At 63.7% G+C, this 24,102-nt stretch carries 18 protein-coding genes; 11 read left to right on the top strand and 7 right to left on the bottom strand.

Features of this window, described 5'->3' with window-relative positions; all coding sequences use genetic code 11:
- Window positions 1-11 precede the first annotated feature (11 nt).
- The 7 genes from K5L94_RS18820 (at window position 12) to K5L94_RS18790 (ending at window position 11,303) form a co-directional block, all read left to right on the top strand.
- On the top strand, window positions 12-2,801 hold the full coding sequence (locus K5L94_RS18820) for a type VI secretion system Vgr family protein (RefSeq protein WP_274511155.1): 2,790 nt from the start codon (window positions 12-14) through the stop codon (window positions 2,799-2,801).
- Window positions 2,791-3,720, top strand: coding sequence for a DUF4123 domain-containing protein (locus tag K5L94_RS18815; RefSeq protein ID WP_053450803.1), 930 nt, complete (start codon window positions 2,791-2,793; stop codon window positions 3,718-3,720). The genes K5L94_RS18820 and K5L94_RS18815 overlap by 11 nt, the downstream gene beginning before the upstream one ends.
- Complete coding sequence (locus tag K5L94_RS18810; protein ID WP_274511154.1) at window positions 3,717-6,635, top strand: T6SS effector BTH_I2691 family protein; 2,919 nt, start codon at window positions 3,717-3,719, stop codon at window positions 6,633-6,635. Before K5L94_RS18815 ends, K5L94_RS18810 begins: the two co-directional genes overlap by 4 nt.
- Window positions 6,632-7,381, top strand: a complete 750-nt coding sequence (locus K5L94_RS18805) for a putative type VI secretion system effector (RefSeq protein ID WP_148564998.1) — start codon at window positions 6,632-6,634, stop codon at window positions 7,379-7,381. Before K5L94_RS18810 ends, K5L94_RS18805 begins: the two co-directional genes overlap by 4 nt.
- A 39-nt stretch (window positions 7,382-7,420) precedes the next feature.
- Complete coding sequence (locus K5L94_RS18800; protein ID WP_053450801.1) at window positions 7,421-8,611, top strand: hypothetical protein; 1,191 nt, start codon at window positions 7,421-7,423, stop codon at window positions 8,609-8,611.
- Complete coding sequence (locus K5L94_RS18795; RefSeq protein WP_274511153.1) at window positions 8,608-9,363, top strand: putative type VI secretion system effector; 756 nt, start codon at window positions 8,608-8,610, stop codon at window positions 9,361-9,363. Before K5L94_RS18800 ends, K5L94_RS18795 begins: the two co-directional genes overlap by 4 nt.
- 1,226 nt (window positions 9,364-10,589) lie before the next feature.
- Window positions 10,590-11,303, top strand: a complete 714-nt coding sequence (locus tag K5L94_RS18790; RefSeq protein ID WP_148564995.1) for a putative type VI secretion system effector — start codon at window positions 10,590-10,592, stop codon at window positions 11,301-11,303.
- A 44-nt stretch (window positions 11,304-11,347) separates the two neighbouring features.
- Here the strand turns inward: K5L94_RS18790 and K5L94_RS18785 are convergent, their stop codons facing one another.
- From K5L94_RS18785 to K5L94_RS18775, 3 genes are all read right to left on the bottom strand, one after another.
- Window positions 11,348-12,568, bottom strand: coding sequence for a multifunctional CCA addition/repair protein (locus tag K5L94_RS18785; protein WP_053450797.1), 1,221 nt, complete (start codon window positions 12,566-12,568; stop codon window positions 11,348-11,350).
- Between the two features lie 113 nt (window positions 12,569-12,681).
- Window positions 12,682-12,918: a hypothetical protein gene (locus tag K5L94_RS18780; RefSeq protein ID WP_053450796.1), complete on the bottom strand. Its 237-nt coding sequence runs from the start codon at window positions 12,916-12,918 to the stop codon at window positions 12,682-12,684.
- A gap of 66 nt (window positions 12,919-12,984) precedes the next feature.
- A complete protein-coding gene (locus K5L94_RS18775; protein WP_053450795.1) occupies window positions 12,985-14,970 on the bottom strand; it encodes a transglycosylase SLT domain-containing protein in 1,986 nt (661 codons plus the stop codon).
- A gap of 151 nt (window positions 14,971-15,121) precedes the next feature.
- Between K5L94_RS18775 and K5L94_RS18770 the strand changes: the two genes are divergently transcribed.
- From K5L94_RS18770 to K5L94_RS18760, 3 genes are all read left to right on the top strand, one after another.
- Window positions 15,122-15,529 (top strand): ExbD/TolR family protein, encoded by a 408-nt coding sequence (locus K5L94_RS18770; protein WP_053450794.1) that lies wholly within the window; start codon window positions 15,122-15,124, stop codon window positions 15,527-15,529.
- Between the two features lie 58 nt (window positions 15,530-15,587).
- Window positions 15,588-15,818 carry a hypothetical protein gene (locus tag K5L94_RS18765; protein ID WP_274511152.1) on the top strand — a complete coding sequence of 77 codons (231 nt, stop codon included), beginning with the start codon at window positions 15,588-15,590 and terminating at the stop codon, window positions 15,816-15,818.
- A 232-nt stretch (window positions 15,819-16,050) separates the two neighbouring features.
- Window positions 16,051-18,912, top strand: a complete 2,862-nt coding sequence (locus K5L94_RS18760; protein ID WP_274511151.1) for a TonB-dependent receptor — start codon at window positions 16,051-16,053, stop codon at window positions 18,910-18,912.
- Window positions 18,913-18,998: 86 nt separating this feature from the next.
- Here the strand turns inward: K5L94_RS18760 and fhuE are convergent, their stop codons facing one another.
- The 4 genes from fhuE to K5L94_RS18740 form a co-directional block, all read right to left on the bottom strand.
- Window positions 18,999-21,158, bottom strand: a complete 2,160-nt coding sequence (fhuE, locus tag K5L94_RS18755) for a ferric-rhodotorulic acid/ferric-coprogen receptor FhuE (protein WP_274511150.1) — start codon at window positions 21,156-21,158, stop codon at window positions 18,999-19,001.
- Window positions 21,159-21,387: 229 nt separating this feature from the next.
- Window positions 21,388-21,864 carry a hypothetical protein gene (locus K5L94_RS18750; protein WP_274511149.1) on the bottom strand — a complete coding sequence of 159 codons (477 nt, stop codon included), beginning with the start codon at window positions 21,862-21,864 and terminating at the stop codon, window positions 21,388-21,390.
- A 75-nt stretch (window positions 21,865-21,939) separates the two neighbouring features.
- A complete protein-coding gene (locus K5L94_RS18745; protein ID WP_274511148.1) occupies window positions 21,940-22,491 on the bottom strand; it encodes a M23 family metallopeptidase in 552 nt (183 codons plus the stop codon).
- A gap of 146 nt (window positions 22,492-22,637) precedes the next feature.
- On the bottom strand, window positions 22,638-23,120 hold the full coding sequence (locus K5L94_RS18740; RefSeq protein ID WP_040007093.1) for an Lrp/AsnC family transcriptional regulator: 483 nt from the start codon (window positions 23,118-23,120) through the stop codon (window positions 22,638-22,640).
- Window positions 23,121-23,192: 72 nt separating this feature from the next.
- Between K5L94_RS18740 and K5L94_RS18735 the strand changes: the two genes are divergently transcribed.
- Window positions 23,193-24,062, top strand: a complete 870-nt coding sequence (locus K5L94_RS18735) for an EamA family transporter (RefSeq protein ID WP_049457692.1) — start codon at window positions 23,193-23,195, stop codon at window positions 24,060-24,062.
- Window positions 24,063-24,102 lie beyond the last annotated feature (40 nt).

The following is a 24,102-nucleotide window of genomic DNA, read 5'->3' as shown; positions in this document are numbered from 1 at the left end:
CGCGTTGCTCCATGGATGGCTCCGTTCCTGCTCCGCAATGGCCCGCCCTGCGCTCTGCGCTGGCCGGCCCTTCGCACGCCCTGCGCTCTGCGCTGGCCGGCCCTTCGCACGCCCAGCGCTTCCTGCGGCTGCACACGTCGCTGGGGAGCGATGTGCTGGTGGCCGAAACCCTTGATGGCGTCGAGCAGATCGACGGCATGGGTTTCCAGTGGACAATCACCGCACTGTCGCTGGATGCCGGCCTGCAGCTGGCGCCGCTGATCGGACAGGGCGCGCTGCTGCAGCTGCAGCAGGCCGACGCCAGCCTGCGCCCGTTGCACGGTCGCATCACCGCCGCCGAGCGGCTGGGCAGCAATGGCGGCCTGGCGCGCTACCGGCTGCGCCTGCAACCGTGGCTGGCGTTCCTGTCGCAGCGGGTGGACAGCTACGTCTTCCACGACAAGACCGTGGTCGAGATCGTCGAGGACCTGTTCGCCGACTACAGCGGGTTGGCGCCGGCCTGGCGCTGGTCGCTGGGTGACGCCAGCCAGTACGCGCGGCGCAGCCTGACCACCCAGTATCAGGAAAGCGATCTGGCCTTCGTGCAGCGGCTGCTGGCCGAGGAGGGCATCTATTACTGGTTCGAGCATGCCGGCGAGCCCGGCGGCGCGGACTTCGGCACGCACACCCTGGTGCTGGCCGACCACAGCAACGACACCGCGGAGCTGGGCCGCGTGCGCTTCCATCGCCGCGACGAGAGCGAGCGCAGCGACAGCGTGCAGCAGTGGTCCACCGCGCACCGCTGGCGGCCGGGCAAGGTCGAACGTACGACCTGGGACTACCGCACCCTGGAGCGTCGCCAGGCCAGCGCCGAGGCCGGGCAGGGCAACGACCTGGGCATTGTCGACCGTGATACCTGCGGCCCGTATGGCTGGCAGGACAACGCACGCGGCCAGCGCCGCGCGCAGCAGCATCTGGACGCGCTGCGCGTGCGCGCCCATACCATCGATGGCGCCGGCCAATGGCGGGCACTGGCACCGGGCGCGCGCTTTGGCCTGTCGCAGCATCCGCAGGTCGGCGAGGACGCACAGTTCCTGTGCCTGTCGGTGCTGCACCAGGCGCGCAACAACCTCGATGCCGACGTGTTCGACGCACTGGAACAGACCCTGGGTCCGGCCAGCGTGGCGGTGCCGGCGCTGCCGGACGCGCTGTCCGGGCTGGCCTATGGCCAGGCGCCGGGCGAGGTGTCCACCGCGTTCTACGACAACCGCTTCGTCGCCATCCCGGCCGAAGTGAACTACCGGCCACAGACCGAGGACGGCCACGGCGCGCACCTGCATCCGCGGCCGACCATCACCGGCACGCTCAGCGCGGTCGTGGTCAGCGACGGCGACCCGCTGCTGTCCGACCGCGACCATCGCATCAAGGTGCAGTTCCCGTGGCAGCGCGGCGGCAACGCCAGCAGCGGCCTGGCCCATCCCGGCGGCGACGACAACGCCCCGGCCAACGGAGGCGCCTGGACCTGGGTGCGGGTGATGACCCCGTGGGCCGGCGACAACTGGGGCGGCGTGGTGCTGCCGCGGCGTGGGCAGGAAGTGCTGGTGGCGTTCCTGGAAGGCGATATCGACCGCCCGGTGGTGGTCGGTGCGGTCTACAACGGCCGTGGCCAGCAGGACGCACAGCACAACCAGATCAACGGTGGGGGCGCCACCGCCACCGGCAACGCCGCCGCCTGGTTCGAGGGCAACGACCACGCCGCGGTGTACACCGGCTTCAAGAGCCAGGCGCTGGCCGACAGCCAGGGCGGCACCGGCGGCTACCAGCAGCTGCGCTTCGACGACACGCCCGGGCAGGGCCGCGCGCAGCTGTCCACCACCCAGCACGAGACCACGCTGACCCTGGGCCACCTCAAGGGCGGCCAGGACAATGTGCGCGAAGGCGAGCGGGGTTTCGGCGTGGAGCTGTCCACCCAGGCACAGGGCGCGCTGCGTGCCGGACGCGGCCTGCTGCTGACCACCGAGCAGGGCTCGCCGCAGATGGCCGCGCCGCAGGCATTGAGCCAGCTGCAGGAAAGCCAGCAGCTGCTGCAGCAGCTGGCCGAATCGGCCGCCAACCAGCAGGCGCAGCTGCCCGGCGAGCCGACCGAGCTGCCGGTGGACACCACCCTGACCGAGCTGCAGGAGACGCTGCGCGCCACCTACAGCGGCAGTGCCGCCGGCAGCATCGCCGGCGGCGATGGCGAGGCACCGGGCTGGAGCGCGCCCGTGCTGCTGGGCAGCGGTGTGGCCGGCGTGCTGAGCCTGACCCCGGCCGACCAGGTCTGGGTGAGCGGCACCCACACCACGCTGGCCAGTGGCGTGGCACTGAACTGGATGACGCAGGGCTCGCTGACGATGGCGGTGGCCGGCGGTCTGGTGATGTACACCGCCGGCGTGCAGCCCAGCGGTGAAAGCCCGAACCAGGAGCGCGGCATCGCGTTGCACGCCGCGCAAGGCAAGGTGAGCGCGCGTGCGCACAAGAACCAGATGATCGTGGCGGCCAAGACCAAGGTACGCATCGCCAGTACCGAAGCGGACGTGCAGCTGTCGGCGCCGAGCAAGCATCTGCTGGCGACGGCGGCGGGGGCCTACATTCGCATTGAGGGCGACAACATCGAGCTGGGCGCGCCGGGAAAAGTGGAGTTCAAGGCCAGCCAGCGGGATTGGGTGGGGCCGCTGATCAGTTCGGAGGAGACCGACGTTCCAGCTGGGCAGTTCAGTGGCTGCGAGCCGCACTTGAACGCAGCAGTATGCCGACAGGAAGGGTGCGCCGATGTCGGTTGAATCGTTGTGCGAACAGCTGATCGATATCGATCGCAGCAGCGCAGGGCAATGCCACCTGCTGATGCAGCCAGCGGTAGAGCGATGCGAGATGGACGAGGCTTTCGATGCGCTGCTGGACTCGGCTGGGATCCAACCCGTTCCGATCACCATTCGGCAGATACCGGCAGCCATGTGGCCTTCCCTGATCCCGCTCGACCTGAGCAGAGGCATGCATTCCCTGCTGTCCGGCCAGGCGATGGCAATGGCGATGGAGCAGCGCTCCGTGACGTCGTTACTGACCGGACGCCCGCAACGCGCGTGTGCCTGGCTTTGGACGCCATTGCTGCCCCGGCATCTGGCCAACCAGCTTGCCGCGCAAGCGATCGCTCACTGCCCGCACGCCCAAGGTCGAAAGCGGTGGCTACGCTACTACGATCCCATGGTGACGGACCTGTTCCTGCACACCTCATCGCGTTCGCAACGGGCGTATCGGTTTGCGGGCGCCACAACGTGGACATTCCTGGATCGCTGGGGGCAATTGACCATCAACAACATGGTCGCGCCCGCGCTGCCCGGCGACCCGACCGTCTCCTGGTCGGAGGTGGAATGCATCGGCGCATTGAACCAGGCCTGGATCGGAGCGCTGCAGACCGGCGATCTGCCCGACCGTTCGACCTTCGCACACGTACAACGTTGTGTAGAGGAAGCGCACCGTCGCGGCGTGGCCAATGGACATGAGCTCGATCTATTCGCAAAGCATGCGATCTCCTTTGGCCCTCATTTCCACCGCCATCCCATCCTTCAGGCGCTGCTGGCGCAGGTGGAGCAGGGCGAACGGTACGACGAACTGGCATGGCGCATTGAAGACGCAGAGTGGCAGGACATACGCGCGGCGGCGTCGGGACACGCCGCTGAGACCAAGGGAGGGTTGTACACATGACGCAGCATGGCGAGGAAGAAAACGACGTGAGCGGTTCCTATACCGGCAGCAGCAACAGGGGAGTTCGCGGCAAGGACAGCCAAACCGTATCTGACCTTCCTGTTGTTACCGCCGCACCGCCGGATTCGCAGAGCCGCGCGGTCTGCGACATCTGCCGCTCTACCGGGCTCGCCATTCTGCCGGTGCGCTATACCTTGGTGCCCGACAATTGTGACGTCGACCTGGGCGGCCTATCACCCTCGCATGTGCCCGACGCTGACATGAGTGCAGCGGGACTTGAGCATGCTCTCAGGACCATGCGCCAAGGCATGTTGTACCTGTACTACGAGAAGGGGCCTTACGGACCTCGGTACTGGGAATGCTACGCCATTGCCGAAAACGGTACGTTGTGGCGGCAGCCCTCCGTCACGAGCGCCCGCCCCGTCGTTGGAGCGGGGCTGCCGATCTGTGGGCGGAAAGGACATGACTATATGCGCACCGAGTTCATCACCATACCGCGGCCTGATGTGTGCGGGACGGTCTGGCTCGCTTTTTCCCAGCACCCATGGACACCTGCGACGCTGGATCGCTATGGGTCCGATCCGGTCCTGCGCGCCGAGCGGATGCAGCCGATCGAGCCTGCGAGATGGATCCGGTCGGCGAGAGCGGAGGGCGACCAAGCGCCGTTGAAGGACGCCGCCGGGCTGGCATCGATCATGGAATATCGTTGGATGGAAAGTCCCACGGGAGATCCGCCGGAACTTCCTCACATCAGCGCGCTCCCAGCTGCCTCCACACCGGATGGCGCACTCAGCACCGCACGGCTGCGAAAGCACGGCACGCGTTACCCATGGTCAAGGCGGGATTACCCCCGCAATGGTATCGATCCGAGCGAACTGCGCTTCCAGCTGCTACAGAAACACAGCAGTAACGGGCGAATTGGTGATGATCGCCAGGAGTACCCGCCCATGCTGCTGGGATTGTGGGACGCGGTGGGTGCTGTGCATGAGCTCAGTGGCTACTGCAACGATCTGGCTGCCTGCATCGGTCAATTCAAGCGGGAGCGCGAGCTGGAGGTTTCAGCGGTTGACCAGATCGAACAGATCTCGCGATTGCTGGAACTCAACGGCGCGGTGATGGCAGGGAACTATGCAGCGCAGACCGTGCGGGAAGAAGAACGGCAGCTCCGCCTCGGGAATCCCTCGCTTCCGTCATGGAACCCGAGAGTGAAGATCTCCGAGGAGGAAAAACGGAAGCGGGAGCAGGCATACAAAGACATGTTCCTGCCGCTCTATCTGCAGGATGCGCAGGACGCGTGGAAGAACAAGTACTGGCCGCTGATTGATGAGCCCCGCTTTACCGCGTTCAAGAGGAACATGGATGCAATGGCGCAGATGGTGCTCGACCGGTTGGGCCCAGAGATGGCTGTGCTGGTTGCCTGGCTCCGCCATGATCTGTTTCTGGCAACGCTGGAGGACTTTGACGGCCAGTCTGCGGCGCAAGGCGTGTGGTTCGAGGAAGTAATCACCGATGCCATTGCGGCGCTCGGCATGCACGAGATCGGCCGTGCATTTCTGACTGAATCGGCCAACGACACAAAAGTTACCGGAAGAGGATCCCTGCTCTGGCGAGCTATCGCGAAGAACCAGGAAGAGGCTCGCAAGGAGCTGGAGCAGACACTCTCGGCGGCGCAGGTCGGGGCCGACACAATTCTTGAGGTGACGGGCGCAAGCTGGGCGGCATTCATTGCAGGCACCGCACATCTGAAGTCTTTCTTGAGCCTTTACCGCAAGTTGGAGGTGGCGCAGAAGGAGGCTGCGCCCCCCACCGCCAGTGCCCGCATCCTTCGCGAGAGTGGCGTCGATCGCTTCGTCACTACCGCAGGTGCGTACCTTCTGAATCGATTTCCGATGAAGGGCATCCAGGACACTGTCGGCAATGCCATGGTCCGCGTCGTGCTCCTGACGCGGGCATTGATGGAGCGCGACGAGGCGATCAGCCTGGTGGCCGAAGAGCTGAGCAGCGGCCAACAGGGCAAGCGCTATTTCCTGGAGCGCATCCAGTTCTATCGCAAGAAGGGGAGTGCACTGCCGATGCAGTTCGCGCTTCGCGATCTGGAGCTGCACCATGGTGCACTGGCAATGCGCAAGCGCTGGCAGGCAGCGGCGGAGAGCAGCCGTAATGTTGTCCGCCTGAACTCCCTTACGGGCGTGTTGGAGATGGTGAACTTCATCCATCTGGCAACCAAGGTCGATAAGGACACGCGCGACTATGCGACGTTATTGGCGTCCGGCATGTCGCTTTTGGCTGTGTATACCAGTGTGCATGAAACGGTAGCCAAGGACTTCTTTGGGGCGGGTAGTGTCAGTGCCATTCGGATGAAGGTTGCCGGCAGTGTGTTGGCGGGAGCGGGTAGTTTTATTGGGGCGTACTACAGCTATTTAGACGCGGAAGCTGCGGACAGGCAGCAAGAGCTTGCTGCCGACATACTTTTGAGTACTAAAGCGTTCGTGACGGCGTCTGTGGGCGGTGCGCAGTTCCTGACCGCACTCGCCTACTCATCTCCGATCATCGAGCGCAGTCTGGGGCGCAATTCATTGACTTTGGGTCTCAGAGGGATGAAAGCAGGGCTTGAAGCGGCAGCGGCGACAGAAGGGGGGGCTGTAGTTGCGTCGCAGGCAATGAAGCGACTTGGTGTGTGGATTCTGCGATTGGGTGGCTGGCAAGTTGCATTGGCTCTTCTTGTCATTGAAGTCTTGATATGGGCCATCAGTCCGAACGATCTGGAAAAGTGGTGTATGAACAATGCATTCGGAACAAATGCGGGCCTTAGAAAAGGTGAGCGAACATTTGGTGGCGAGCCCTATTCAACACCGCGAGAACAAAAGCAGGCGTTTGACAAGGCTATCGGCTCGGTTACGTTGAGGGTGCGATGAAAACTGAGGTCGATGTGTCGTCAGAGAAGAACTCGCTTGATATCGAAATCGGAATCATCTCCGATCTGCGGGTCAAGCACGTTGTGGAAAATGTATTCTGGCGGGAGGGTGATCCATCAGGCATCGCGGCTACAGGCGCCATTGCCGCCGCACTGGGGCTGAGTGGCCCTGCAGCTGGAATGGCGATGATGTCTGCTGAGGAAATGGCTGAGCCAGTTACCAGAGTGGAGTTCCGGCTTGGCGAAACCCAAGTGGAAGGGTTGCTTTGGAACTGGCCATTCAGTGAAGGGGACCGAGTAAAGGTCGTTGGAAAGAGGGGCGAAGATGGGAAATTCTTTGCTCTGTCAGTTCTGGACGAGAATAAGCGGCTGATTGTGTCATACCCCCATGTCAGCTCTGGAAGTTGGGCACATTGGATCGGTGTCATGAAGTACACGCTGATGTTCTCACTGCCAAGTGCTGCGCTATACGTTCTGGTTGCCGGCTTTGGTTCGATTAATGAAGGTCCCTGGGACTGGTATTCTCTGAAAAGATTTTTTTACATATTTATTAGTTGCATTTCTGTCTCGTGCTTCATTGGGGTTAGGATTGGTTCTCGCTTCACGCGTTATGCAAGGATGGCTGATGCAATCTTCAAATCTCTTGGTTGGGTCAATGGTAAATATATAAATCTAAGGCGTATCACGAAGTTGAATAAGAGTGTGGATGACCATCCTGCTTTGGGTGATACGTACTTCAGGTACTGACTTGAACTGAGTTGTGGTAACCAGGAGTGGTTGTCCGTTATGGCTGCCAAAAGCCGTCAGTATGAGCTTTCAGTTTGCCTGCTCCGCAAGTTGGAGGCGGCGCAGAAGGAGGCTGCGCCCTCCACCGCCAGTGCCCGCATCCTTCGCGACAGTGGCGTTGATCGCTTCGTCACTACCGCAGGTGCGTACCTTCTGAATCGATTTCCGATGAAGGGCATCCAGGACACTGTCGGCAATGCCATGGTCCGCGTTGTGCTCCTGACGCGGGCATTGATGGAGCGCGACGAGGCGATCAGCCTGGTGGCCGAAGAGCTGAGCAGCGGCCAGCAGGGCAAGCGCTATTTCCTGGAGCGCATCCAGTTCTATCGCAAGAAGGGGAGTGCACTGCCGATGCAGTTCGCGCTTCGCGATCTGGAGCTGCACCATGGCGCGCTGGCGATGCGCAAGCGTTGGCAGGCAGCGGCGGAAAGCAGCCGCAATGTCGTCCGTTTGAATTCCCTTACGGGCGTGTTGGAGATGGTGAATTTCATCCATCTGGCAACCAAGGTGGATAAGGATACGCGTGACTACGCAACGTTACTGGCGTCCGGCATGTCGCTTGTGGCTGTGTATACCAGTGTGCATGAAACGGTAGCCAGGGAGTTCTATGGGGCGGGTAGTGTCAGTGCTATTCGGATGAAGGTTGCCGGCAGTGTGCTGGCGGGAGCGGGTAGTTTTATTGGGGCAGCCTACAGCTTGTCGGACGCGGAACAAGCCTATGCGTATCCAAACAAGATGGCGCTCGTAGCGCATCTTGCCAAGGCCCTGACGCTGGCGACGGTCGGATCATCTCAATTCCTAACCGCGCTCGCCTACTCATCCCCTGTAATCGAGCGCAGTATTGGGCGGAATTCGTTGACCTTGGCGCTGAGAGGACTGAGGGCTGGGCTTGAGGCGGCGGCCACGGAGGGTGGGAATGTCATTGCATCGCAGGCGATGAAGCGAGTCGGTGTGTGGATGCTGCGATTGGCAGGATGGGAGGTTGCATTGGTTCTGCTCGGCATTGAAATATTTGTATGGGCCATTAGCCCAAATGACTTGGAGGCGTGGTGCATGACAAATGCGTTCGGAAAGAAGGGAAACAAGGCTTTAGGAGGAAATCTCTTGTCTAGCAAGAGCTATGTAACTTCACTAGAGCAGCAACTGGCTTTTGAAAAGGCTATCGGCTCAGTTTCCGTGAGGCCGCAGTGAGTATCGAACTCCAAGTAAACCCTGCCGAACATGGGCCGCTCGATACTCACGCTGGCATCATCTCTGACTTGAAAGTTCAGCATGTAGTGCAGAACGTCTTCTGGCGGAGAGGAGACCGTGAGGGGATGGCGGCGACTGGCAGCATTGCGGCAGCGTTTGGGCTCAGCGGTCCGGCCGCAAGTATGGCGATGATGTCCGCTGAGGAAATGGAGGAGCGGGTTGCGTGCGTTGAGTTTCGGCTCGGCGCAGTCAAAGTAAAGGCAGTGCTTTGGAACTGGCCATTTCTGGAGGGCGACGATGTCCGAGTGGTTGGTCGACATGAGGACGACGGAAACTTCTTCGCCCTGTCAGTTCTGCAAGAACAGAGTAGGCTGATTGTGTCTTATCCGCACGTTAGTGCGGGCACGTGGGCTCATTGGATGACGGTGGCAAAATATTCCCTGATGTTCTCGGTGCCTTGGTGCGCACTTGTTATCGGATTTTTTTGGCTGGTTCAGCTTAAAGATAGTATTGGCAGGAACGAAGGCGGAAGTGTGTTGGTAGCTCAAGCCTATTTGGTCTGCGTTTTGCTCTTCTGCTTCATCGGATACAGAATGGGGCGGCGTTTCACTCGGTTCGCAAAGATGGCTGATGCAATATTCCAGACGCTTGGTTGGCCCAACGCAAAGCGGATCAATCTGCGGCGGATCACCAAGCAGAAGCGGCAGCCAGGCGATCATCTTGCCTTGGGCGATACCTACTTCAGGTACTGACGGCAGCGTCTAGCACCATGCTTCCCCAGTAAACAGTACGTCTTCTTGAGCGTCATCTGGGGCGAAATAAGTTGAGTTTGGGTCTTCGTGGGTTAAGGGCCGGGATAGAGGCTGCGGCCGCGAGGGAAGGGGAACTCGTCTTGTCCAGTCAGGCTATGAAGCGCCTTGGCGGTTGGATACTGCGCTTGGGCGGTTGGGAGATTACGTTGGCACTGCTTTTGATTGAAGCGACCGTGTGGGTAATCAGCCCGAACGATCTCGAGAAGTGGTGCGAGTCCAACGTATTCGGGAGGGCAGCTAGTAAAGCTCCTCCCTCGGCCAGCGATAGTAGGAACCTCCAGGAGGCCGTTCTGAAGCAGAACGACGCGTTTGACAAAGCAATAGGGAAAGTAACTACAAGGTCGCAGTCGTGAAAGGCGCACATTACATGGATGTTCCGAGCAAAATTCCGCTGGATACAGAGGCTGGTGTGATCTCAGAACTTTTCGTTGAACATGCGTTCGAGGATGTTCTGTCCCGTTCTGACGATCGAGAGCAAATGGCCGCAGTGGGTGCAGTTGCAGCAGCGCTCGGCTTGAGTGGGCCATCAGCAGGCATGGCCGTGATGTCAAGCGAAGGGGGGCGGAGCCAGTGGTGCGAGTCAGGTTCATGCTGGGAGATCTATCGGTGTCTGCTCTGCTGTGGAACTGGCCGTTCAGGCAGGGGCAGAGCGTTAGAGTGGTGGGCAAGCGATGGCCCGACGGAACATTCTTTGCAATCTCTGTATTGGACGAGGATGAGAGGCTGATCGTTTCCTATCCTCATGTTACGGCAGGCAGTACCTCGCACTGGCTGCGTGTCTTCTGGATTTCCTTGGCGATCTCAGTAGTTTGGTGGGGGGGCGGCTGTTCTCGCAACTGTCTTTGTTTGGGACGTCAAATCCGATAGTAAGTTCGAAGTTATTTCTGGCGCCTGCATTGCCGGAGCCTCAATTTTTGGAGTGATTGGATGGAGGATCGGGCGTCGTCTATCTAGATTTGCGAGGATGGCAGACCGCGTATTCACTGCGCTGGATTGGAGCGATCCCACGAAGATTAATCTCAGGTCTGGGAAGTTCGCTCAGACGCGAGAGGGCGATAATTCCGGCGTTGGGGATACCTACTTCAGATAGTAGCTGTTATCAATCTGGCAGTGTGGGGGCGCTACTGGTCTGGTTTCGATTCGGCCCCTCAAGGAGTGGTATGCAAATGAGTGACGGCAAAGAGGCTCTACTTGAAATGGAGAGCGGAGTTATCTCCGGTCTCAAAGTTCAATGCGTGATGGAAAATATTTTCTGGCGAGAGGGCGATCGCGTAGGAATGGCTGCGACCGGTGCGCTGTCCGCCGCATTAGGTCTCAGTGGTTCGGCTGCCGGCTTGGCGATGATGTCTGTGGAGGAAATGGAAGAGCCAGTTACTAAAGTTGAGTTCAGACTTGGTGAAATGGATGTGGAGGGGCTTCTCTGGAATTGGCCTTTTAACGAGGGTGATGTTGTTCGAGTTGTCGGCGCACGGAACGATGAAGGAAGGTTTTTTGCTATCTCAGTTCTTGATGAGGATAGAAGGATCATTGTTTCCTATCCGCATGTTAGTGCTGGTACGTTGGCGCATTGGTTCTCAGTGTTTAAATACTCGCTTGTGATCTCAATTCCGTGGTGGGGGTTGGTAATAGCTTTCTATGCGTGGAAATTCTATGCGCCATTTCACCTGTTGGTTCAGTCATATTTGGTGGGGGTTCTTGTCTTCTGTGTGATTGGGTATCGAGTTGGCCGTAGGTTTGTCAGTTACGCCAAATTGGCGGATTCAGTTTTTTCTACGCTTGGATGGAAAGGTGCGAGGCGAATGAATCTTCGGAGAGTGACCAGGAGCAAGCGTCAGCCGGGCGACCACCCCGCCTTGGGCGATACCTATTTCAGGTACTGACCATCAGCAACTGACACCGCGCCTTCCCAGCAAGCCGCACATTCCTATCGCGCTGCTGCAATCGCCTTCACCCTGGCCCTCGCCAGGGCCTCGCCCACCGCAGGGCCCTTCAAATGGACTAGGTCCAAATCCCGCGCCTGTACCGACAGCGCCGCCTGGTGCAGGCGCTTGAGCGTTTCACCCTGCGGGTAGTCGGCGTCCTCAAATCCGAGCCGGCCGCGCTTGTCGGCCTCGCAGCACAGCGCGATGCGGGCCACGCGCTCGGGCCGGCGCAATGCATCGCAGCGGCCCAGCAACTCCAGCACGGTGGCATCGCGTAGCTCATCGATGCGGTGCACGTTCAAGTGCTCGCGGCAGACCGCTTCGGCCAGTTGCTGGTGCTCGGTGGGAATCTTCAGGCGCGCGCACAGCGCCTTGAGCGGCTTCAGGCCGCGCTGCTCGTGCATGATGTGGCGCGGCCATTCGTCCGGCGGGGTCAGGCCCTTGCCGAGGTCGTGGGTGAGGGCGGCGAAGCCGACCAGGTCATCACCCGGCGCCAGTTTCGCGGCCATGTCGCTGACCATTTCCTGGTGGATGCCTGTATCCACTTCCGGGTGGAACTCCGCGCGTTGCGGCACGCCGTACAGTGCTTCCAGCTCGGGCAGGATCGGGCCCAGCGCATGCGCATCGTGCAACGTGCGCAGGAAGGCGGACGGGCGTTCGCAGACCAGCGCCTTGCGCAGTTCCTGCCACACGCGCTCCGGTACCAGTGCATCAAGCTCACCGCTGGCGGCCACCTCGCGCATCAGCGCCGTGGTTTCTTCGGCGACGCTGAAACCCAACGGTGCGAAGCGCGCCATGAAGCGTGCCGCGCGCAGCACACGCAGCGGATCTTCGACGAACGCAGGGCCGACGTGGCGCAGCACGCGCTGTTCAAGATCACGCACGCCGCCATAAGGGTCGACCAACGCGCCGGTGTCCTCGTCGCAGGCAATGGCGTTGATGGTGAAGTCGCGGCGCTGCAGGTCCTCTTCCAGCGTCACCGCCGGATCGGCGTCGACCACGAAGCCACGATAGCCGCGGCCGGATTTGCGCTCGGTGCGTGCCAGTGCGTATTCCTCACCGGTCTGCGGGTGCAGGAATACCGGGAAATCGCGGCCCACGGCGGTGTAGCCCTGCGCTTCCATCTGCGCGGGCGTGGCGCCGACCACCACCCAGTCACGGTCGCCGGCAGGGCGTTGCAGCAGGCGGTCGCGCACGGCGCCGCCGACAAGATAGATCTTCATGGGGCGATGATCGCATGGTCGGCGCAGATGCACCGGTAGTGCCGGCCGCTGGCCGGCAACCCCTGGACAATAGCGGTTGCCGGCCAGCGGCCGGCACTACCCATGCAGAGGCATTACGCCAGGCCGCGCCACCCCGGCACGAACAGGCCGGCCAGGAACCACAGCCCGTAGACGATCCACAGGCAGAGGAAATACAGCTTGATCTGCGCCTCGTCCCACAGGCTGCCCCAGCTGTCGACGAAGGCCAGTGACTTCCAGCCTTCCATCCAGGCCGCGCCACCCCAGCGCAGCACCCAGGTGGCGAGCAGGCTCCAGGCGACGAACATCCCGATCCAGGCCAGCAGGCTCATCGTTTCCCTCCCCAGGGAGTGGATACCGGGGAGTGTCGGCCAGCGGCCGGCACTACCGTGTTGCGATCAATCGCCGCCCTGATCGGCGTTGGCGGCGCAGCTGAAGCTCTTGCGCTTGTCCACCAGGCGGCCCATCAGACGGTCGCTCAGCGGCAGCGCATCGCCGTTGAGGCGCCAGTCGTAGATCACGCTGAAGGCCAGCACGCGGGCCACGTACTCGCGGGTTTCCTTGTAGCTGATCGTTTCGATCCACAGGTCCGGATCGAAGCCCGGTCGCTGGCCCTGCCAGCGGGCGGTCGGGGTCGGGCCGGCGTTGTAGGCGGCGATGGTCACATATGGCAGGCCGTCGTACTTGTTCATAAGCTGGCGCAGGTACGCCGTACCGATGGCGATGTTGGTGTCCGGGTCGTACAGGCTGTCGGCGCCGCCGTAGCCGGTCAGGCCGATCGACTTGGCCACGCCGGCACCGGTGGCCGGCAGCACCTGCATCAGGCCCATTGCGTTGGCAGGCGAACGCGCGCGCGGGGTGAAGGTGCTCTCCGCGCGGATTTCCGCCGCCACCCAGGCCGGGTCGATGGCATTGCGTGCCGATTCGCGGCGGATGGTGGCGTCGTGGTGCAGCGGGAAGCGCAGGTCGTACAGGCGCTGTTCCTGCGGCTGCTTGCCGAGTGCGAACACGGCGCGGTCGAACCAGCCGTTGTCCTGCGCCACGCGCACGGCAAGGCGGCGCTGGGTGTCATCGAAACGCGACAGTGCGCTGTTCCATTCGGCCACGGCCCAGCCGGTGCGGTCGATCTGGTACAGCGCCATCGCACGCTGGATGGCCGGGTCGCGCGCGATCACGGCCTGCGCCTGCGCGCTGTCGTTCGGCTTCCACGGGCACAGCGTATAGCCCTGCTGCAGCTTGTCGGCGGCGAGGAAGCCGTGGAAGGTGGGGGCGCGTGCGGCATCGCGGAACAGCGCCTGGGCCTGCTGTGCCTGGCCGGTCTTCTCCAGCATGCGGCCTTCGAAGTAGCGCCAGCGCGGGTCGCTGCGTTGCTTGCTGCCCATCTTGCGCAGCGCGGTCAGTGCCGCCGGCCAGTCGCCACGCGACATGGCCTCGCGCACGCGCCATTCGTGCAACCGCTCGTCATACGCCGACTCCGGCACCGCATTGAGGCGGCGCGCCGACTCCGGCAGATAGGAGGCCACCGTCCACAGCGCGATCTGGTACAGCACCTGGCCCTGCTGGTCGGCACTCAGGCCGAGGGCCTGCGCGTACTGCGGCAACTGCTGCTCGGTGGCGCCCGGGTCGGCCTTGGCCAGTTTGGCCAGGCCATCGGTGGCGATGCGCCGGCTGCGCTCGTTGCGCGGCCAGTTCAGTGCGCTGGCGTTGGGCTTGTCGACGAACGCGGCGTACGTGTTGGCCAGTGCCAGGTCGGTGGCGGGCAGACCACGCGCCGCACTGCGCATCACCGCCGGCTGCTGCGCGTCGGCGGCGGCGTCGATGCGTTCCCAGCGCAGCGCGTCACTCAGCCCGCCCTGCGCCTGCAGCACGGCGAAAACCGCATCGCAGCCGTCGGGCAGCGACTTGCCGTTCTTGCGCCACAGGTCCTGTGCCTCGCTGATCCACTGCGGATCGACCTTGCCGGTCACCTGGCGCGCGGTCAGCTGGGCGCAGCGCAGGCCGGCGTTGTCGGTGGGCGCCCAGTTGGCCAGCAGGGTCGGCCAGTCCTGGCGGCGCGCGACCGAGGGCAGCCACACGCTGCGGAAGGTGGTGGCCACGGCCTGGCCGTCGTAGCGCTTGAGGAAGGCCTGTGCCTGTGCGGTATCGACGGTATCGATGTTGCGGCGCAGGTTGGCGTATTCCAGCCAGCCATAGGCCGGGTGGCGGCTGAGCGCACCGGCCTGGCCGGGATCGAACTGGCCGCGCTCGGCGGCAGCGATGGCGGCTTTCAGCTGCGCATTCTGGGCATCGAGGGACTGGGCATTGGCGCAGCCGATCAGCAGCGTGGTGGCCAAGGGCAGCAGGGACAGGGCGGTCGAAGAGCGTCGGGTCATGGCGTCCAGCATAGCGGGCGCTGGCTGAATTCAGTTTCGCATTGCGTGCACGCCGCCGCTCGGCAACGGCAGCTGAATGTTGCAGGTAGCGGCACTGCCACATGGGGCGGGACGCGCCGTAGTGTCGGCCTTGGGCGAACGGCCCGGCTGCAGGGAGCGGCACATGGCGTTCAGTAGCGCAGGACGAAGCGGCCCACTGGCGGAGATCAATGTCACGCCACTGGTGGATGTGATGCTGGTGCTGTTGATCATCTTCATCGTGACCGCGCCGATCGTGGCCCGGCCGATTGCCGTGCAGTTGCCACAGACCACCGATCGCACGATCGATCGCCCCGAACCGCCAGTGCCGATCGAGCTGCGCCTGGATGCGTCCAACCAGCTGAGCTGGGACGGGCAACCGATGGCGATCGGCGATCTGCAGGCGCGCCTGCAGGCGCAGGCGGGTGAGCACGCCGGCAACCTGCCGGAGCTGCGTATCGCCACCGATCCGGCGGCCGAATACGAAGGCATGGCCAGGATCCTGGCCGCCGCCGAGGCTACCGGCATGGAGCGCATCGCCTTCGTGCGGTGAGTTCGTCAACGGGCGGCCTGCTATCGGCAGGCCGCCCTTCCTGGATGCCGCAGGAGGCATGTTCCTGAAGGGGCAACCGCTGGATATGCCGGCGCTGCAGCAGGTGCTGGCGCAGGCGCAGCAGCTGCCACTGCCGCGTCGCCCGGCGGTGCGCCTGTCGACCGCCGACGACACCGATTATCAGGACATGGCGCGTGTGCTGCTGGCTGTCAGCCAGCACGGCCTGCGCGTGGACGCACTTGCCCGCCCTTGGCGGCACTGGCAAGACGGCTTGATGAAAGACGGTTGATCTCGGCGCGCGCTGTCGCAGCTGGCATCTGTGCTGCGCACGGCGAACAGTACCGTCCGGTCTTAATCTGTCGCCATTTGACGTAATCAGCTGTCAATTGCGTCAATTCCGCGTGAAAGGGTGTCGATCATCACGCCGTGATTTTTACCGCTTGTTTACAAAGGAGACGCTGCCGCCATGCAGGGGGGAGCGCGGCAGCCCATGTCCCGACATTCCTTTGGAGAGAGAGCGAATGATTCACCTGCATCACCGCCCGTTGGCGGTTGCCGTCGCGCTGTGCGTGACGGCCCTGGCACCGCTGGGTGCCGCTGCACAATCCACCACCAACCTCGATGCGGTGGAAGTCACCGGTACCCGCATCAAGCGCGCTGAAGTCGAAGGCCAGGTGCCGATCCAGACGCTGACCCGCGGTGACATCGAGCGCACCGGCCTGACCTCGATCGGCGAGGTGCTGCAGCAGCTCACCGGGTCCGGTTCGGCACTCAACGCCAAGTTCAATTCGTCCGGCAATTTCGGCTTCCCGCCCGATGGCAGTGGCGTGGGCGCCGGTTCGGCGCAGGTCGATCTCCGCCACCTGGGCGCCAAGCGCGTGCTGGTGCTGGTCGATGGCATCCGCTGGGTCAATGAATCGTCTGCGTCGGGCGTGGGCTCGGCCACCGACCTCAACACCATTCCGCTGGCCATCGTCGAACGCATCGAAGTGCTGGAGGATGGTGCGTCATCGCTGTACGGCTCCGACGCCATTGCCGGTGTGGTCAACATCATCACCCGCCGCGATTTCGATGGCGGCCAGGTGACGCTGAACTACGGCGAATACAGCAAGGGCGACGGCACGCAGAAGGGCGTTGACCTGGCCTGGGGAAAGAGCGGCGATCGCTTCAGCCTGTTCCTGGGCGCCAGCTGGACCAAGCAGGACCCGGTGTTCGCCAAGGATCGCGAGCAGTCGCGCTTCCCGATTCCGGGCACCGGCCTGGCGTTCGGCAGTGGCGGCATTCCGCAGGGCCGCTTCGCCTTCGTCGATCCGAACACCGGCGCCTCGCAGAACATCGTGCCCAATACCGGTGTGAGCAATCCGCGTTACGACGGCAGCGCCGGCTGCAACCGCACTGATGACTACCATTGCTTCACCAGCGCCGACCGCTTCAACTTCGCCGAATACAACATGGTGCTGACGCCGTCGGAGCGCAAAGGCCTGTTCGGCCAGTTCCGCTTCGACATCACCGACAACGTGCAGTGGTACGTCAAGGCACTGGGCAACCGCCGCGAGTCGACCAACCAGGCCGGCCCGGAGCCGCTGTTCTTCGGCCCCGACGGTGCCACCGGCAATCCGCTGGCCGACAACATCGTGGTCTCGCGCCTGAACCCGTACAACCCGTTCGGCTTCGACCTGGTGTCCGGCGACAACATGAGCCTGATCGGCCGCCGCCCGGTGGAAGGCGGTGCGCGCGTGTTCAAGCAGAAGGTGGACACCACCTATTTCGCCACCGGCCTGGTCGGCGACTTCCATGCCGCCGACCGCAGCTGGTACTGGGATGTCAACGGCATGTACAGCAAGAACAAGGCCGAACAGACCAACTACGGCAGCTATGACATCTACAAGGTGAACATGGCGCTGGGCGATCCGGCGGTGTGTGCCGCGACCCCGGGCTGCGTGCCGCTGAACATCTTCGGCGGTGTCGGCTCGATCACCCCGGACATGCTGAAGTGGATCCAGCCGGTGGTGCGCGACCGCAGCCAGAACGAACTGAGCCTGTTCACCGCCAACCTGTCCAGCGAGCTGTTCTCGCTGCCGGCCGGCCCGGTGTCCTTCGCCACCGGCGTCGAGCATCGCAGGTACAAGGGGTCCTACCAGCCTGATCCGCTGACGGTGATCGGCCACTACAACGGCGTACCGTCGCAGCCGACCTCCGGCTCCTATGACGTCAACGAGGCCTACCTGGAGTTGAGCGTGCCGATCTTCGCCGACTCGCCGTTCGGCAAGAAGCTGGACCTGAGCCTGGCCGGGCGCTACTCGGATTACTCCACCTTCGGTGGCGAGTTCACGCCCAAGTACGGCCTGCGCTGGCAGGTGACCGACGACTTCGTGCTGCGCACGACCTATGCCGAGGGCTTCCGTGCGCCGTCGATCGGCGAACTGTACGGCTCGGCGGCGCGTGCCGACCTGCAGCTGTTCGATCCGTGCTCGGTAGGCCTGGGTGGCACGCCGCCGCGTGGCAGTGCGGCCAACTGTGCCGCGCTGGGCGTACCGGCAGGCTTCCAGCAGGCCAACTCGCAGATCTCGGTGACCACCGGCGGCAACCGTGAGCTGGATCCGGAACGCTCGCGCAGCTTCAGCGCCGGCTTCGTGTGGAGCCCGTGGTTCGGCAACAACGCGTCGTGGTCGGAGCGCTTCGATGTGGAGGTGACCTTCTACCGCCATGCCATCGACGGCGCGATCCAGGCGATCAATGCGCAGACCCAGCTGGACCTGTGCGTGGATACGCTGGACCCGATCTACTGCAATGGCATCACCCGTGCCAGCACCGGTGCGGTCAGCAGCTTCAACAACCGCCTGACCAACCTGGGGTCGATCAAGACCGATGGCTGGGACGTGGACCTGTTCTGGACGTTGCCGCAGACCTCCATCGGCCAGTTCAAGCTGGCCTGGAAGAACACCTTCGTCGGCCGTTACGAGGCCACCGGCGCGGCCGGGCAGAAGCAGCCGCAGAAGCCGGGCGTGGAGGTGGCGGACAGTTCGATTCCGGAGTGGACCAGCAACGCCAGCATCGGCTGGACGATGGACCGCTGGAGCGCCAACTGGACGGTGCGCCACATCTCCGAGCTGACCGAGAACTGCGGCGATGCTGCGGTGTTCCCGGTGTGCAGCAACCAGGCGGCCGGCACCAACACGCTGTCGGCCACCACCTTCCACGACATGCAGGTGGGCTACAAGATCGACTGGATGAAGGGGCTGCAGCTGACCGCTGGCCTGAACAACGTGTTCGACAAGGATCCGCCGATCTGCCTGTCGTGTTCGTTGAATGGCTACGACGCCTCGACCTACGACATCCCGCGTGGCCGCTACTGGTACCTGCGCGCGGACCTGCGGTTCTGACCTCGGGATGCCGCGCCGGGACCCTCCCGGTGCGGCGCTCGACGCTACGGAATGCACGGCGCCGGGTTACCCCGGCGCCGTTTGTATCAGAACGACCAGGTGAACGTCAGCGAGCCGTTGCGGCCATCACCGAAGGCGCCGTAACCATTGATCTGCGACAGGTATTTCTTGTCCAGCAGGTTGTTGAGGTTGGCCTGCACGCTGAACTCCGGCGAGATGCGGTAGCGCACGAAGGCGCTGACCAGCGCATAGCCGCTCTGCTCGATGCGGCCATAGGCCGGCACCGTGTAGTAGATGCGGTTCTGCCAGTTGGCGCCGCCGCCGACGGTCAGTTCCTGCAGCGACTGCGGGGTGTAGCTGGTGAACAGCTTCAACGCGGTCTGCGGCAGGTTGGTGTTGATGTCGCTGCCGTTGATGTCCTTGGCCACGTAGCGCGATGCGCCGAAGGTGGCATTCCAGCCCGGTGCCAGCTCGCCGTTCACTTCGAACTCGAAGCCGCGGCTGACGGTGCCACGCGCGGCAATCGAAGCGAGTTCACCCGGCCGGCCGATGATCGGTTCATTGGTGGCCTGGGCGACGTTGTCCTGCTCGATGCGGAAGACCGCCAGCGAGGCATTCAGGCGATTGTCGAACCAGGCGGCCTTGACGCCCACTTCGTAGCTCTTGCCATCCACCGGATCGAGGTAGCGATCGTTGCGGTCGCGTGCGGTCTGTGGCTGGAAGATTTCGGTATAGCTGGTGTAGGCAGACCAGGTGTCGTTGATGTCGTACACCAGGCCGGCGTAGGGCGTGGTCACCTTGTGTTCGCGGTCATCGTTCTCGCCTTCGCTCTTCCAGTCGGTGTAGCGCGCACCGAGAATCAGCTTCAGCGGATCGGCCAGCGTCAGGCGGGTGGCGAGGTAGCCGGCCTTCTGGGTGATGGTGCCGCGGCTGGCCAGCGCCAGCGGGTTCCAGTTGGGCTGGCTGATGTTGCCGGTCCAGTTGAAGTAGCTGGCAAACGGATCCCACGGCAGGTTGGCGCCGCCCACCTGGTAGTCGCCGTAGTTGGCGTACTCACGCTTGTTGTAGCTCAGGCCGGCCATGAACTGGTGTTCGCGGCCGAACAGGCGGAACGGACCATCCACGTAGCCATCGACGGCGTTGACCTTGCGCTCGGTGTTGTAGAAGCCGGCCGACGGCGAGATGCCAGCACCGGTGGTCTTGTTGAAGTTGGAGGCCCCGGTGACCCAGTTGTTGTAGGCCGGATAGAACAGCTTGTCGTCGGCCTTGGTCTCGTCGTGGGTGGCGCCGATCTTGAACTTCCAGCCGTTGCTGAAAGCATGCTGCAGCGTGGCGAAGGCACGCTTGCTGGTGGTGTCCCAGTAGGTCCAGTCCGGGCTGGCATTGAAGGACTCGTCATACGGCGTACGGCTTCCGTCCGAGTACAGCATCGGGAAGCCACCCCAGGTGGCGCCATTGGCACGCTTCTGCTGGTAGTCGTAGCCCACGCTCAGCTGGGTGTCCGGGGTCAGGTCGGCATCGATGACCGCGTAGCCCAGCGTCTTGCGCTGGTTGTAGCGGTCCATCTGGCCGTCGGTATCCAGGTAGCTGCCGATGACGCGGCCACGCACGGTACCGCTGGCATTGAGCGCGCTGCCCACGTCCACGGTGGTGCGGGTGCGGCCCCAGCTGCCCACGTTCACCGAGACGCTGCCGGTCAGTTCGGCGCTGTCGGCATGCTTGCGGATCAGGTTCACCGATGCCGACGGATTACCGGCACCACTGAGCAGGCCGGTGGCACCGCGCACCACTTCCACGCGGTCGTACAGGGCCAGATCGAGGCCGGAATCACCGTAGCTCCAGTTCTGCACCATCTGCGTCGGCAGGCCATCGAACTGGTAGGCATCGATGTAGAACCCGCGCGCGTAGAACTCGGTGCGCTCGCTGTCGGACTGGGTGCTGGTCACGCCGGTGGTGTTGGCCAGCACGTCGATGATGTCGTCCAGCTTCTGGTCTTCGATGCGCTGGTGGCTGATGATGCTGATCGACTGCGGGATCTCGCGCGGCGCCAGGTCGAAGCGGGTACCGGCCGAGGTGCGGCGCACCGAATAGCCTTCGGCGCGCTCGCCCTTGACCACGACCTTGTCGAGGGTGGTCGGGTCGGCGGCAGCGTCGGCGAAGGCGGCCGGAGCGATGGCCAGGCTGAGGGCGGACAGCACCGCCGCGGACAGGCGATGGGGCAGAACGGGGGAGGTCGAACGGATCATTGGGGTTCCTGGACGGGCACGTGCGTGCGTCCGACCGGCTTCCCGGATGGTCTGGCGCCGCGGCTGGTGGGGATCTCACGCCGCTGGCGGAACCCTGCGTTCAGGGCGGTGGCTGGGCAATGCGAGCACGGACGAACCGTCCTGGCCGTCCGCAAAACGCAAATAGCGTAATGGGAATTGTTTTCGTTTACAAATGGGCGAGGGCGGTGCGCATGCTGTCGCGGCCGATCTAGTCCTGCGGCGGCAGGCGTTCGGCCTGGACCTTCATGCGCGGCCGTTCCCCCTCGATGCCGACGGCGTATTCGACGGTGATCACTACGTCCGCCTCGAGTCCGCGCACATCCAGGGACTGCACCTTCCCGGTCACGTATTCCGGGAACAGCCGTTCCGAGCCGACGTAGTTCGTCCCGGGGGCCAGGCAGGCCAGGGTGCGCTGGATGTTGATCGTGGCGAATTCGGTGGACGTATTGGGCAGCAGCCAATCGCAGAACTGCCTGCCCGCAAGGGTGCCGCCATGCGTGCAGTGCTTGCTGAAGCTGCTCCAGTCGCTGACCAGTTCAATCGCCGGCTGGGTGCCGAGCGAGGCGCTGTTGGCGAAGGCAAGAAGATGCGCACACAACGGGTCGTGGCGTGCCTGCAGGGTACTGCAGCCGGTGGCCAGCAGCACAAGGGCCACCAACGGCGCGGTGGTGCGAAGGCGGGTCATCGGTGTGCTTTCCCTGTCACTGCGCTTGATGATGCGTCTGGCCGGGCGTGGCGTCGAGCCTGGTCGACGAAAGGGTCAGCGCAGCAGCGGCAGCGGGTCGCGCGCGCCTTCGGCGCCGTAGATGCCCCAGTGCAGGTGCGGCGGCGTGCCCTTGGCGTTGCCGCTGTCGCCCACGTGGCCGAGCAGGTCGCCGGGCCGGACCACCTGGCCGCGCGCCAGGCCATCGGCCCAGCTTTCCAGATGCGCGTAGTAGTAGCGTTCCCGTCCCGGCCCGATCACCCAGACCTGGCGGCCGCCAAGCCCGCGTTCGCTGACATCGGCGACGACGCCGGGCGTGGCGCTGCGCACCGGCGTACCGCGCCTGGCGAAGATGTCGATGCCCGCGTGCGTGCGATCACGACCGCGCGGCGCACCGAAGGTGTCGGCGATCTGCCTTGGGCGCACGCCCTGCACCGGCACCGGCAGCGCGGTGGCGGCGGGCATCCGCGAGAGTGTCCACAGCATCTTCGGTGCGGCCGCCCACGGGCTGTTCCACAGCGCCAGGGCTGCAACGATGGCAATGGCCAGGAACAGGCCGCGCAGCAGCCAGTGGCGCAGGCGATGGGCAGGGGAGGTGATTGTGCTCATGGCTTCGGACTGTAGCTTCGAGCCACGCTCGACGGCTGTTGCTTTGCGGTCAAAGGGGAGTCGTCAAAGGGCAGTCGAGCAAGCTCGACGGCTGTTGCTTTGCGGTCAAAGGGGAGTCGTCAAAGGGCAGTCGAGCAAGCTCGACTCTACAGGGGCGGTAGCAGCGGCACTTCGAAACTGCGTTTCAACGTGCCCAGTGCTACCGAGGTCCGGAACCGCTCGATGTTGTCATCACCGCCGAACAGGCGCTCGGTGATCGCCTCGTATTCTTCCATCGACGCCGCTGAAAGCAGCAGCAGGAAGTCGCCGTCGCCGGTGATCGAGTAGCACTGCTGCACCGCCGGGTCGTCCTGCACGCGGCGCTTGAACGGCGCCACGCGCTCGCGCTGCTCGCTGACCACGCGCACCTCGACGATGATGGTCAGCGGTCGCCCGACCTTGGCTGCGGCGACCACCGCCACATTGGCCGCGATCACGCCGCTGTCCTGCAGGCGCTTGATCCGGCGTTGCACGGCCGGGGTGGACAGGTGCACGGCCTCGGCGATTTCGCGCTGCGGCAGGGTGTTGTCCCGCTGCAGCAGGTCGAGGATGGCGCGGTCGAAACTGTCGAGCACGGGGGCGATGGCCATGGCGAGCAGAAATTGCACGAACGGGCTGTCAATTGAGCCAAGTGCTCGGCGTGGGCGCAATAGACTTTGCCCATGCAGACCTCACGATTCGCGCCGATGTTGCCGGCGCTGGCGGTGCTGGGCTCGGTCACCTCGCTGGCCATCGGCACCTCCTACGCAAAACACCTGTTTCCGCTGATCGGCGCGCAGGGCACCAGCGCGCTGCGCGTGGGCTTCTCGGCGCTGTTGCTGCTGCTGTTCTGGCGGCCGTGGCGCTGGAAAACCACGCGTGTGGATGCGATCACCATCCTGCGCTACGGGCTCACCCTGGGCCTGATGAACCTGCTGTTCTACATGGCCCTGCGCACGATTCCCTTCGGCATCGCGGTGGCCATTGAATTCACCGGGCCGTTGACGGTGGCGATGCTGTCATCACGACGACCGATCGACTTCGTCTGGGTAGGCTGCGCGGTGGTGGGGTTGTTGCTGTTGCTGCCGTTGGGGGGCGGCCCGGCGCTGGACCCGGCCGGTGTGCTGTACGCGATGGGTGCGGCGGCGTGCTGGGGCCTGTACATCGTGTTCGGCAAGCGCGCCGGCCACCTGCACGCCGGGCATTCGGTGTCGCTGGGGCTGCTGGCGGCGTCGCTGGTGGTGGTGCCGGTGGGCGTGGTGCATGCCGGTGCGGCGCTGCTCGATCCGAAGATCCTGGCGGCGGGGCTGCTGGTGGCGCTGGTATCCAGTGCGATCCCGATGTCGCTGGAAATGATGGCGCTCAAGCGCCTGCCCAAGGAGACCTTCGGCATTCTGATCAGCATGGAACCGGCGGTGGCCGCGCTGTGGGCGATGCTGCTGCTGCACGAGCACCTGCATGGGCTGCAGTGGCTGGCGATCGGCTGCACCGTGCTGGCCTCGGTGGGCAGCACGATGACCGCGCGAAGGCTGAAGGTGCCGGTCACCGCATGAAAAAAGGGACGGAGGGGATTAAGTCGTTTGTGCCACAAAC

The organism is Stenotrophomonas forensis (assembly GCF_028752115.1).
Lineage (GTDB): Bacteria > Pseudomonadota > Gammaproteobacteria > Xanthomonadales > Xanthomonadaceae > Stenotrophomonas > Stenotrophomonas forensis.
Note: the sequence above shows the minus strand (reverse complement) of the source record. Positions and strands in the feature narration are given on the sequence as shown.

What these genes read in the sequence shown, in the direction of transcription:
- K5L94_RS18780 (WP_053450796.1), bottom strand. Translation starts at nt 12,918, where the DNA reads ATGAGCCTGCTGGCCTGGATCGGGATGTTCGTCGCCTGGAGCCTGCTC.
- K5L94_RS18815 (WP_053450803.1), top strand. Translation starts at nt 2,791, where the DNA reads ATGTCGGTTGAATCGTTGTGCGAACAGCTGATCGATATCGATCGCAGC.
- K5L94_RS18735 (WP_049457692.1), top strand. Translation starts at nt 23,193, where the DNA reads ATGCAGACCTCACGATTCGCGCCGATGTTGCCGGCGCTGGCGGTGCTG.
- K5L94_RS18805 (WP_148564998.1), top strand. Translation starts at nt 6,632, where the DNA reads ATGAAAACTGAGGTCGATGTGTCGTCAGAGAAGAACTCGCTTGATATC.
- K5L94_RS18770 (WP_053450794.1), top strand. Translation starts at nt 15,122, where the DNA reads ATGGCGTTCAGTAGCGCAGGACGAAGCGGCCCACTGGCGGAGATCAAT.
- K5L94_RS18810 (WP_274511154.1), top strand. Translation starts at nt 3,717, where the DNA reads ATGACGCAGCATGGCGAGGAAGAAAACGACGTGAGCGGTTCCTATACC.
- K5L94_RS18785 (WP_053450797.1), bottom strand. Translation starts at nt 12,568, where the DNA reads ATGAAGATCTATCTTGTCGGCGGCGCCGTGCGCGACCGCCTGCTGCAA.
- K5L94_RS18775 (WP_053450795.1), bottom strand. Translation starts at nt 14,970, where the DNA reads ATGCTGGACGCCATGACCCGACGCTCTTCGACCGCCCTGTCCCTGCTG.
- K5L94_RS18750 (WP_274511149.1), bottom strand. Translation starts at nt 21,864, where the DNA reads ATGACCCGCCTTCGCACCACCGCGCCGTTGGTGGCCCTTGTGCTGCTG.
- K5L94_RS18760 (WP_274511151.1), top strand. Translation starts at nt 16,051, where the DNA reads ATGATTCACCTGCATCACCGCCCGTTGGCGGTTGCCGTCGCGCTGTGC.
- K5L94_RS18820 (WP_274511155.1), top strand. Translation starts at nt 12, where the DNA reads ATGGATGGCTCCGTTCCTGCTCCGCAATGGCCCGCCCTGCGCTCTGCG.
- fhuE (WP_274511150.1), bottom strand. Translation starts at nt 21,158, where the DNA reads ATGATCCGTTCGACCTCCCCCGTTCTGCCCCATCGCCTGTCCGCGGCG.
- K5L94_RS18800 (WP_053450801.1), top strand. Translation starts at nt 7,421, where the DNA reads ATGGCTGCCAAAAGCCGTCAGTATGAGCTTTCAGTTTGCCTGCTCCGC.
- K5L94_RS18790 (WP_148564995.1), top strand. Translation starts at nt 10,590, where the DNA reads ATGAGTGACGGCAAAGAGGCTCTACTTGAAATGGAGAGCGGAGTTATC.
- K5L94_RS18740 (WP_040007093.1), bottom strand. Translation starts at nt 23,120, where the DNA reads ATGGCCATCGCCCCCGTGCTCGACAGTTTCGACCGCGCCATCCTCGAC.
- K5L94_RS18745 (WP_274511148.1), bottom strand. Translation starts at nt 22,491, where the DNA reads ATGAGCACAATCACCTCCCCTGCCCATCGCCTGCGCCACTGGCTGCTG.
- K5L94_RS18765 (WP_274511152.1), top strand. Translation starts at nt 15,588, where the DNA reads ATGTTCCTGAAGGGGCAACCGCTGGATATGCCGGCGCTGCAGCAGGTG.